This window comes from Acidobacteriota bacterium, assembly GCA_035529075.1.
Classification (GTDB): Bacteria; Zixibacteria; MSB-5A5; order GN15; family FEB-12; genus DATKXK01.
The window spans coordinates 35,919-43,787 of the sequence record DATKXK010000002.1 but is presented as its reverse complement, the minus strand read 5'-3'; the positions used below and the strand labels follow the sequence as shown (position 1 = coordinate 43,787).

Genomic DNA, 7,869 nt, shown 5'->3' with positions numbered 1-7,869 from the left:
CTCTAATCGCCTAAATGGATGGTGTTGCATTCGCAGTCACCCCTCTCTGGTGGTAAAGGCTTTAGATTCGGGCCTTTAAGAGAGGTGACCTTCAATCTGTGGAACAGGGGGTCGGCGGTTCGATTCCGCCCCCCGGTATTTGGATTGCGATTACCCCCGTTTCCTGCCGCACTGTTTTCTCTTATTCAATGGTCGACTATGGTAACACGTAGGTCGGGTTCTGAGATGCCGACGGCGGCGAAAAACCCGACACCCTTCCCTGTAAATGTCAAATGGCAATTGTCGGGTTTCTCGTGACTTTCGAGTCACTCGGAACCCGACCTACGAGGACTACGAGGACTCCCCCATCCGCTTGTCAAAAGGAATCTGGTCTGGTCAGTTAGAGGACGGGTCCGTGCCTTCGGCTCTCTCTTTGATTAACTCTGCGATTTCCTCCATTTGTCTGTAGCTGTCCGAACCAACCCGGATGTTCTCCTCACGTTCCTTGTCCTTGAATAGACCGCTCTCTTTGTATTTCATTTTCCCGTATAGGTGCAGAAGACTGGTACTGTCGGATTCTGCGCTGACTTGAGCGTTAATCTGCATACGGAAGTCTTTCCAGCCAGCGAATAGTCCAGCCCAGAAGCCCTTTGCCCCAGCTTTGTATTCGGTGAACTCGGTACGGATGATCCCCAGCGTTTCATCTGTGTGCTGAAAAGGGAAATTGTACTCGGCGAGCACAGATGCCACAGCTCTGTATACCTCTCCGAACGACGCGTGAATTGGACGTTCGACTGGCGCGTTCTTTTCGCCCGGCGTGACACCCGGACCGGCGGCACACCCAAGCAGCAGTAAACAGCATACAACTGGCGTAGCAAGCAGTGCGATAGCCCTCATATGGCCCTCCCCATGTTTGACTCCAGAAGATACTATCGAACCGCCTGACCCGCAACCGAGAAGTTTCCCATTGACAGCGCGTGGACGAGTTGACGTAGGTCGGGTTCTGAGACGCCGAAGGCGACGAAAAACCCGACACCCTTCCCCCAGATTAAGAAGCACCAGGTCGTTATTAGCACATGAGAATTGTCGGGTTTCTCGTGACTTGCGAGTCACTCGGAACCCGACCTACGAGGACTGAGCGTGTAATCTAAACCAAACGCTTATTCACTGGGCACGGGCGATTGTGCCCACTCTTTCGTAAGATGCATCCATTTGTACTGAGTCGACGGGTTGGCCTGATACGCGTCCCTGTTGAATGGTGATGATTCGAGAGCAATACCTACGATCAAATCGTCACTCGAAGTAATCTCTTTACTGGATAACCCCGGTAGCGCGAGATGACCAATGAATTTGGCCTTGGCTGCTAAATTCCAAACGGCTTGCCCATCGTAATTGCCACCGACATCGAACTGTGCAAAATCTTTAGAATCTCCGGTGCGTAAGAGATACTTGAGCTTGATCTTAATGTTGGCGTGTACTTTGGTGTGGTTCTCTATGGCTATGCGGACACACTCGAATGGCAATAAGTCGATTCCTTCAAATGACTCAGGCGAATATGAAACGATCTCTGCAGTCACTGCCGGTTTACTGATAAGTTCGTTGTGTAGTTGTGTAGCCTTGGCAATAGCGGTGGTCTTCTTGACATACAAAAACAGGCCGATCAATCCTGCGACCGTAAGCAAGACCATTGCGCATTCATAATAACTCACAACCCCTCCCCTTGTTTGACTCCACAAGATACTGTCGATTCCCCTGACCCGCAACCGAGAATTTTCCCATTGACAGGCCGTGGACCACCTGCTATATAATGCCGTAGGGGCCGTAACCGAAAGACTCCCACCGCACTGCTACCGGCTATACTGTACAAATGCTCATGGTTTTTCCCTGACGAGATCAGGGCTGTTCAAGATGATGTAGTAAGAGCAGAGGGTATCTATGCGGCTTTTGTTATTGTGCTGTCTGTGCCTGATTCTGCTGGCTGGCTGTGGGATCGATTACAAATGCGAAGTCACCTCAAATACCAGCTGGTCAGGCATATTCGCCGACCGGACAGTCGATGGGGAAGGTGACCAGACGGTGGACATCCCGGATGATCCGCCGGAATGCGTTGTCGTCCAAAAGGAAACCGAGAAGGGCTATCTTCGCATTAAGCTCATCGCAGAAGGTGGTTGGTTTCTCAATTCCGCCGACGACCGACCATCGGTGACGACAACGGCCAAATATGGAATCGTTAGCGATTGTACGCACAAGTGGTAGTTTGCGCCAGCAACACGTAGGTCCGGTTCGGAGACGCCGAAGGCGACGAAAAACCCGACACCCTTCCCTGTAAATGTCAAATGGCAATTGTCGGGTTTCTCGTGACTTTCGCGTCACTCGGAACCCGACCTACCAGACTCGGAACCCGACCTACGAGGCTATGCGGCGGGACCGCCAAGGGGTTCCGCCCTACTGCAACTGATCATCAGCCTCTCATCTTCAAACAGGTACCAACCCTACCACCCATCCCCGGCAGCCACGAATGCAACAACTCCTCTCCCCCCGCGTAGACTGTACATATCAGGGCGAGCGATTGCATTGGACAATCCTCGCCGGATACGGAGTAGCCAAAAGCATCGCGGCAACGTCAGCCGGACCGCGCGGGAACTGGGCCTGACACGGGCTTCCCTGTACCGGCGAATGCATAAGTATGAGCTTTGAAAACGTCCGGCTGGACTTCTTTTTTTCAGGCTTTCGGCTTGATGATAAGGGCCGTCCGGCTTATAAACCGGATAATTCCTCTCCGATTTGACCTGAATTAAGTGTTGTCTTCCCCGGAAAGGGTTATATTTTCAGTATAGACGTATAAAGTCCGGAGGCAGCGGGTTGCCAGGCGGTCAGGTTCTCAGTCACCGTGAACGGCGGCTTGCACAAAGATACTGCTGCTCACGTCACTTTATACGACTTATAAATGACCCGATACGGGGAGGTGTAATATGACCGGAATCGGACAGTACTCAGCCGGCCGGGCTCGCCCGGGAAGGGCAGCCGTCGGCATGGCCGCTGTCGCCCTGCTGCTTCTGCTGGGCGGCTGCCAGGACGACAAATCAGCACCTACAACCTCAACTGACAACATAGCTTTTGACATCTCCGGCACCATTGGTGAATGCAAGATCTACAGCGATGGAGACGCCGACAAGATCATACAGTCCGACAGCGACTGTGTGGTCTACCAGTACGGTCCGGGCGACACTCTTCATATTCAGCACGTCAACGCGGCGTTCAACTGCTGTCCGGGAGAGATATCTGCGCACGTCAGCGTCAAGAACAAGGTTATCACGATAACGGAGAGAGAGTCGGAACAGGGGTGCCGGTGTCTGTGCCTTTTCGATGCCGACTATGTGATACCGGACGTCCCTGCCGGTGACTACGTCCTGAAGATGGTTGAGCCTTACGTCAATGAGGCGGAGGGTGACGAGCCGCTGGAGTTTTCGGTATCTCTTACCCCTTCCTCGTCAGGCAGCTACTGTATCCAGAGAGACTTCTACCCGTGGAATCTTTCGCCCGCACCCAGCGGGCAGTTGGTCGGCTCCACCGACTGCAAGGAGTTTGAACCGCATGTGGCCGCACACACACCGGCAACCCAGGACTGTATCCAATATCAATATGACGGCAGCAGCGTACTGCAACTGAATCACATAAACGCCGGATTCAATTGCTGCCCCGTCATTACTGCCGAGATCTCCGTTGACGGCGGTGTGATCCGGATAACTGAGAAGGATTCCCTGTTCGAGGGGGGATGCCTCTGCCTTTGTCTCTTTGACGTCCAATACGAAATCCGCGATCTGAGGCCGGGGAAGTATAAGATCGTCGTGACGGAGCCGTTGCTGGCTGAAGGCGACGAGAAGCTTGAGTTTACCGTCGACCTGGCGGCTTGCGCCTCGGGAGGCTACTGCGTCGAAAGACAGAATTACCCCTGGCAGTAGCAGGCGCGGCAACAGCCCCCTGCCCTTACGGCCCGGGTGTCGGACCGGCCTGCGCCTGTGGCGGCTTGTCCAGCCGCACCCCCGTGACCAGTCGTCAAGCAGCCTGCCCCACGGGCGCAGTAAAGCATTCGTTCCGTGCAGAGCCGTGATCAGCCGGTAAACTGCAGTTGAGCCTCACGGACCCTGTTTTCAGCCTCGCACCAGTCGTCTACGTCATTCCCAGGGACAAAGCCGCGCCGTTCGCTGAGGGTATAGGCTACCTTTTCAACGAAGTTGCGGTACCGCTGGGGGCTGCTTTCTCCTGAGAGAATGATGCTGGCCCTGGTTCCGTCCTTGCTTTCAACGCTGAGGCGGTTGTCGGTACCATCAGGGGTCGTTTCCAGCATGACTTTGACCGGTTCCCGGACTGAGACGGCCGGTTGCGTGACGTTCTCCGGATCGTAGCGGCCGGTGAACACGTCAATGCTGTCGATCAGCCGGCCTTTCCTGCCAATGGCGATTCCCATCAACGGGGCGTCGCGGTTGATTTCAACCTCCCCCTTGCTCTTCTGTCCGAGGTTAACGGTCGCTTGCCGGTATTGATTGCCGGCATTGAACTTCCGGCAGAAACGCGCCCAGTTGTTTCGCCTGATTTCGGTAACCATATCCTTCATCCTCCTTGATCGGGCCATCGGTTTAGTCTACTCGTGGGCGATCGATGCGGTCAAGTTATTATTATTGATATTATCGGTCGGAAGCTTTCCCGGATTACCCGGGCGCCGGGTCGAAGTTATACGAAGTTACGGACGCGCTTGCCGTACAGCAAGTTATCCCCGTAGAGGGATATCGTGCGGGCCGGCGATGAACGCCGGATACCGGCTCTGACGAGGTTGTGGACAAACGTCGGGGGATGGCTGTACGGGCAGACTTTCATGCACAGACCACAGTCGGTGCCGATCGATCGCCAGTAGTGGATACACCTTTCGGCATCGAGCGGCCACTTCTTCACGCCCCGAACATCGCACCCGGCCCCCTTGGGAATGGCCGCCGAGGGACAGTTGTCGGCACACTTGAGGCATTTCTCACAGAAATTCTGTACGCCGAACGACAGCGGCCTGTCAACCGCCAGCGGCATGTCGGTCGTGATAGCTCCCAGGCGAATACGCGGGCCCAGCTTCGGTGATATCAGGTAGCCGATTCTCCCCAGTTCACCCAGGCCGGCATCGTGTGCCACGGCCGGGAGTATTATCTGGTAGTTGCTGCCGGCTATATGCGCCCTGGCCCGGTAGCCGAGAGCACGAATAAGGCGGGCCACAGCAATGGATATTTGCGCTCCCCGCTGGTACTGAAACGCCGATTCCTCGATGATGGGCAGGTCAGGCGCTGCCTCGACCCGGTGATAATCCATTTCCAGGGTGAACACGATGACAAAAGGATGGTCGTTGTTTATCGGAGTGCCCCACGGCTCGGGCCCGCGCCCAACGTGCGAGTATACGTACATGGGATTAAGCCTGGCAATCCCGACCTCGCCGGCACCGAAACGGCCCAGCAGGTCTTTTACTTGCCGCGCCGTTTCAGCGGGATCGACGGGCGCGCGGTCAGCGTTGACGTCGCCATCGACCGCCGTTGTCAGGCTCTCTATCACTGTGAAGACAGCCTCCACGCGGGGCGAGCGGACGGCATCATAATACCGTCCGCCGGGCCGTAACAATTCCGGCAGGCTGCGCATCTTGTCGTCGGCGGCCTTCCTTTCGGGGTGGCTGCCGTAATAGCGCTCATACTTCTCGGTTCCGGGTACATATTCTTCTCTGGCGAACACGACGTCGCGTTCATCAAACTTCTGATCGATAGATCCGATTTGCAGTAATTCCTTCGATCCGATCGGGGCGAAATACAGGGCCGCCAGGAGCAGGATTGCGATAACGGCCGCCGCCGGCACCCAGCCCGGCGGGCGCAGCAAGTAATAGCCGCCGGACCAGACAAGGCCGAACAGCATAAGGGCAGTCACGGCTACGATTGCCGCCCGGGGCTTTCGTTCACTGACGGAGCTGACGGAAAATAAAGCCAGAAAAAGGCACACGAGTCCGCCGACAAGGTGATAAGCCAAATCAAAGATGTTCATCATATGCCGACCTCATACGGTTGCCTGAAGTTACGGGCACAGGGGGCACGGAACAAGGAGAACAAAGCCCGGCCGGGGCAGGCTTTTACCGTGCCGACCGGCGTCGCATCAGATACATGGTCCGCTCGGAGTCACGTATTTCGCGAACGTCGACAAACTCGAAGCGGCGTCCGAACGCCTGCTCAAAGTTTGTCCGATCATAGCGGTCAAAAACGTCTTCCCGCGAAGCCAGGAGGCGTTGTACCTGAGAATCGGTCTTGGGCACGAACTCGATCATCAGGGTATCGGCCAGGCCCGCGAAAAACACCGCCAGTCTTTCCAGCGGCACGTTGTTGGCAATGGCCAGGTGATGCACCAGAGCGAGCGCCATGACGGCATCGGCGGACCCGCGTTCGGCGAGAGACATGCGTTCGCTGTTCTCCCAGCCGATAGCGGGGCTGGGGTTGAACAGGTCGACAACCAGCGGAAGGATGCGCGTCTCGTTGTCCTGTCGGCAGCGACGGTAGTTCAGTTCAACGGCCAGAGGATCGCTGTCGAATGAAACCGTCAAGCTTCCCCCCTGCGCGGCCAGCCGGCTGAACCGACCGGTGTTAGCCCCCAGATCCCACACGACCGCCGGTTTGAGACGGCTTAAGTACTCCGTCACGATTTCGGTCTTGTGGGTCATGGCTGCTTGAGAGTAACTGGCCTGGTCGTAGTATTCCGACCAGACTGTCCTGCCGCCGCGCGGAGCCAGGCGGGAAACGGCCGAGACGAGGCTGTCGGCAAGGCCCTCCATAGCACGGAGCGACATGCGACCTTTCGCCGTCCTGGTGCCGCGATCGGCGTACCGTCGCTGCGACCGTGCGTGCGCGTGGACGTGCGCCAGGAGCGAGAACCGCAGGCGCGTTTTCAGGGGCAGCATCGACGATGCCATGTCCAGCGGGATGCCGTCGATATGCACGCGAGCCAGTTGGCCAAGCCGCAGATCGACGTGCGCCATCAGCGCCAGCGGAGCGAGAAAATGCCGGCAGAACTGGCCGTAGGCCACCCACGGCTCACCCTCACGGTAAGTCTCGAAGGACAGCGTATCGATCAGGACCGGCCGACCGTCAAGAAACTGCACGTTGTATGCGGACGCATCCTTAAGGCACATACCGTGCCTGAGGGCGGCCTGTTGTGCAGCCAGAGTCGCCAGCGCGGCATCGCGGTACTGGCTGAAACTCCACTCATAGGGATACGAAATGAACGGTACGATGAGCGGCTTGAGAACGCGGTATGCCTCGGCCGTCTGCACCCGTGAATCATCAGCACGCTCGTGCGGCACCAGCAGTCCGGCATCCACCAGATGCCCGTACAGGCCGGACGTCATCAGGTGGTCATAATGCCGCCGGTAACGCTGATTGACCTGCCGGTAAAGGACGCCGTCGCGAAAGAAGACGAAGCCGCTGGGGTCTCGAAACGAACCTCGCACAGGCGCCTTCTTAGTCATGACCCTCGGCGCGGCGGCTCCGTGACAACAGATTCAGAAGGAAACTCTTGACTCGCCGCCAGTACATCCTGAGCACGAAGAGCGCGCTGAGAAGACCGGCCAGGAGCAACTGCAGGAAATAGCTGCCTGATGACGGGTCGATATAGGCGTACGCGCGGTCGTAGGTCACCAGGACCAGGCAAAACACTGAAAGCAGTAAGAGAACAACCCTGCCGGTTTGCTTCATGTCGGGCCACCCGCCACAGTTGACGTGAGGGACCGCCCAAAAACACGATTGATGATGAAACTCTGAAGGGCCATATTGCTGCCAGTATACAACGACGTCCCTGGCGCTTCAAGGACTTTGTGCAGAGTAA

9 protein-coding genes are annotated in these 7,869 nt (G+C 56.7%); 3 read left to right on the top strand and 6 right to left on the bottom strand.

The window, feature by feature from the left end; all coding sequences use genetic code 11:
* Positions 1–375: 375 nt before the first annotated feature.
* Together VMY05_00350 and VMY05_00345 are read right to left on the bottom strand one after the other, a co-directional pair.
* A complete protein-coding gene (locus tag VMY05_00350; protein HUV29527.1) occupies positions 376–876 on the bottom strand; it encodes a hypothetical protein in 501 nt (166 codons plus the stop codon).
* Positions 877–1,139: 263 nt separating this feature from the next.
* The gene (locus tag VMY05_00345) at positions 1,140–1,688 is read right to left on the bottom strand and encodes a hypothetical protein (GenBank protein HUV29526.1); all 549 of its coding nucleotides are present in this window, start codon (positions 1,686–1,688) and stop codon (positions 1,140–1,142) included.
* A 226-nt stretch (positions 1,689–1,914) separates the two neighbouring features.
* Between VMY05_00345 and VMY05_00340 the strand changes: the two genes are divergently transcribed.
* The 3 genes from VMY05_00340 to VMY05_00330 all read left to right on the top strand — a co-directional run bounded on the left by VMY05_00340 (position 1,915) and on the right by VMY05_00330 (position 3,941).
* Positions 1,915–2,235 (top strand): hypothetical protein, encoded by a 321-nt coding sequence (locus tag VMY05_00340; GenBank protein ID HUV29525.1) that lies wholly within the window; start codon positions 1,915–1,917, stop codon positions 2,233–2,235.
* 318 nt (positions 2,236–2,553) lie between these two features.
* Positions 2,554–2,676 carry a helix-turn-helix domain-containing protein gene (locus tag VMY05_00335; protein ID HUV29524.1) on the top strand — a complete coding sequence of 41 codons (123 nt, stop codon included), beginning with the start codon at positions 2,554–2,556 and terminating at the stop codon, positions 2,674–2,676.
* A gap of 275 nt (positions 2,677–2,951) precedes the next feature.
* Positions 2,952–3,941 carry a hypothetical protein gene (locus VMY05_00330; protein HUV29523.1) on the top strand — a complete coding sequence of 330 codons (990 nt, stop codon included), beginning with the start codon at positions 2,952–2,954 and terminating at the stop codon, positions 3,939–3,941.
* A 149-nt stretch (positions 3,942–4,090) separates the two neighbouring features.
* On the opposite strand, the gene VMY05_00325 is transcribed toward VMY05_00330, so the two are convergent.
* The 4 genes from VMY05_00325 to VMY05_00310 form a co-directional block, all read right to left on the bottom strand.
* On the bottom strand, positions 4,091–4,585 hold the full coding sequence (locus VMY05_00325) for a DUF2934 domain-containing protein (GenBank protein HUV29522.1): 495 nt from the start codon (positions 4,583–4,585) through the stop codon (positions 4,091–4,093).
* Between the two features lie 125 nt (positions 4,586–4,710).
* A complete protein-coding gene (locus VMY05_00320; GenBank protein HUV29521.1) occupies positions 4,711–6,045 on the bottom strand; it encodes a reductive dehalogenase domain-containing protein in 1,335 nt (444 codons plus the stop codon).
* Between the two features lie 82 nt (positions 6,046–6,127).
* Positions 6,128–7,513, bottom strand: a complete 1,386-nt coding sequence (locus VMY05_00315; protein HUV29520.1) for an SAM-dependent methyltransferase — start codon at positions 7,511–7,513, stop codon at positions 6,128–6,130.
* Positions 7,506–7,739, bottom strand: coding sequence for a hypothetical protein (locus VMY05_00310; GenBank protein ID HUV29519.1), 234 nt, complete (start codon positions 7,737–7,739; stop codon positions 7,506–7,508). Before VMY05_00310 ends, VMY05_00315 begins: the two co-directional genes overlap by 8 nt.
* Between the last annotated feature and the right edge of the window lie 130 nt (positions 7,740–7,869).